The organism is Candidatus Margulisiibacteriota bacterium, from assembly GCA_041650635.1.
Classification (GTDB): Bacteria; Margulisbacteria; WOR-1; order JAKLHX01; family JBAZKV01; genus JBAZKV01.
On record JBAZKV010000053.1, the window covers coordinates 1 to 2,811 of the forward strand.

Sequence of the window (2,811 nt, forward strand, 5' to 3'; positions counted from 1 at the left end):
GATTTCCCTGCCTGCCTGGATGGCGTAGGTTTTGGATACCCCGTTAAAGGAGGTGGCTATCTTCTCAAGCTTTTCCAGCCTTTTCAGGTAGATATCAACATTTTCTTTTCTTGCGCCGGGACGGGCTGCGGATATAGCGTCAGCGGCCTGAACCAGCACTGCTTCAAGGGTCCTGGGCGGTTCATCATTATGATGAGCCGCTATGGCATTCACAACATCCGGGTGCTCGTTGTACTTTTTCGCTATCTCTCCGCCTATGACGGCATGGGAGCCTTCAACCTCATGATCGATGGCCTTGCCTATGTCATGCAAAAGACTCGCCCTTTTCGCAAGGGTTACATCAGCACCGAGTTCGGCAGCCATTACAGAAGCGAGATAGGCGACTTCCTTGGAATGCTGAAGGACATTCTGACCGTAGCTTGTACGGTACTTGAGCCTTCCCATAACCTTGACAAGTTCAGGAGAGATCCCTCTTATGCCGAGGTCAAACATGGTACGCTCTCCCTCTTCCACGATAAGGCGCTCCACTTCCTCTTTTGCTTTCTCGACAACTTCCTCTATCCTGCCGGGATGTATCCTTCCGTCGGCGATTAGTTTTTCCAGCGATATTTTAGCTATCTGCCTTCTTACCGGATCGTATCCTGAAAGGATTACGGCTTCCGGTGTATCATCAATGATCAGGTCTATACCCGTGGCGGCTTCGAGGGTCCGTATATTGCGGCCTTCCCGGCCGATGATCCTGCCCTTCATGTCGTCATTAGGCAGGGCAACGGTAGATACCGTCGACTCAGTGACCGTTTCCGCCGCGCATCTCTGGATGGAATTCACTATGATGTCCTTGGCCTTTTTATCGGCTATTTTCTTAGCTTCTTCCTCTATTCTCCTGATTGTCTGGGCGGCTTCGAGCTTTGCCTGGTCCTTGATCTCCTCAAAGAGTACCTTCTTGGCTTCCTCGCTTGAAAGTCCGGATACCTCCTCGAGTTTTTTCTTCTGCAGATCAATTATTCTTTCAGCTTCCCTTTCCGCGGCTTCAATCTTTTTTTCCTTGAAGCCCATTTCCCGTTCCCTTCTTTCAATGGCTTCCATCTTTCGGTCAATGTTCTCTTCCTTAGACTGAAGCCTCCGCTCGATTTTCTGCAGCTCCACCTTGCGGAACTTGGACTCCCTGTCGAATTCCCTTCTTTCTTTCTCCACATCCTCCCTGGCCGAAATAAGAGCTTCCTTTTTCATGGTTTCGGCTTTCTGCTTCGCGTCTTCAATAATCCTTTTTGATTCCTGTTCCGCAGCAAGCATCATCTTCTTCTCTATGGCCTTGCGGGAGAAATAACCGATCACAACGCCGCAAATCAGCGATAAAATTACGATAATAGTGTACTGTTGTATCACTGCCTGTATGGTCAGAACAACCACCTCCAAGAAAATATTAATATATTAAACTGCTGGATAAAAGCTAATTAATGGGGCTAACCGTCATTTGCCCGGCGGAAGCGGGGGCACATCAACAAAAACGCTTATATATAAGGGTTCAGATACATTGCCCGCTTTATCTCTGGCTATTACAGTCAATGTATTTTTTCCACTCATATTCAAGCTTACAAAACCTCCGAATATGCCATCTATGTTTTCCAGAGGCAAAATCTTGTTAATTGTCACTTCAGCGCCCGCTTCAGTCTTGCCGCTGACATAAACCCGCGGCTCATAAATAACTTCATCCTGCTTGGGACTCGTCAATTGTATAGTCGGGGCAACATTATCAAAGCTTATCTTGAACGATTTCTCCGACCCATTGCCCGCTCTGTCGACACATTTTATCGAAATTATATTCATAAAGGGAACCAGATCAACATTACAGCTGAATTCGGTCTTGCCCTCGGCTGCTTTGACACCGTTTACAAAGACAGAACACGGCTCTGAAATAACACCTGATATGTTGAACGGCGAATTCCTCGTAACTTCCTCTATTTTAGATGTTATCCCGAGTTCTGGAGGTTCATTGTCAAGTACCACTTCCAGGGCGGCTTCTTCGCCTTTTATACCGCCCGGCCCCTCGGAAAAAATTATTATACTATTAACACCCTGTTTAGTCAACATTATTGAAGAAAAGACGAAATCACCGTTCGGGGCGGCAAGAGTATCTTTCCGGGCTCCGTTGTTGACTACAGCATTCACCTTACCGCCGGGAGCGGCCTTGCCCGTGATAACGATGCTGTTCCTGGTCACCAGTTCGCCTGAACGGGGCGAGGTCACGGTTACGGCCTGTCCGCCGCCCTCCCCGGCTTCGTCGCTCCGGCTGCCGGATTCAGCCCCTCCCGCATCCCTGTTTTTAACGGGCTCCGCCACATTGCCTGAGGAATCTACGGCGACTTCCATGTTTTTTTCAACCAGGGTCTCCTGATTTTTCTGGACCAGGGACCTTACCATAACGGATCCCTCATGGCAGGAGAAAAGGGATTCCCCCATCATGTTGTAGAGTACGGAAAAGTCCGTACCCCTAACGCCCGCTACAGAGGTCGGCGTCTTAACCTCGAATTTTTCAGTTTTTTTGAGAACCCGTTTCACCTTTGCCCTGACCTTGCCCAGCAAAAGTTTCAGGGAAGACTGATCGCCCTGTTCGTCGCTTTTGTATAATTCATTAATATTAATTATGGTATTTTCTTCAACGATTATGGTCGTATTGTCGTCAATGCCGATCTCGGCTTTGGAATTAAGCTTGGTCCTCAGATTGTCGTCCTGGCCAAGCACAGTACCGATGGCGCAGGGCAGCCATCTGGAACTCATCTTCTTCTGATACTCCACCTTGCCCTCGAAAGA

General features: G+C 48.5%; 2 protein-coding genes. Both read right to left on the reverse strand.

The window, feature by feature from the left end:
• Positions 1–1,410: ribonuclease Y (rny, locus tag WC490_08210; GenBank protein MFA5098581.1), on the reverse strand; the 1,410-nt coding region annotated here is incomplete at its 3' end.
• Between the two features lie 60 nt (positions 1,411–1,470).
• Positions 1,471–2,811: FecR domain-containing protein (locus WC490_08215; GenBank protein MFA5098582.1), on the reverse strand; the 1,341-nt coding region annotated here is incomplete at its 5' end.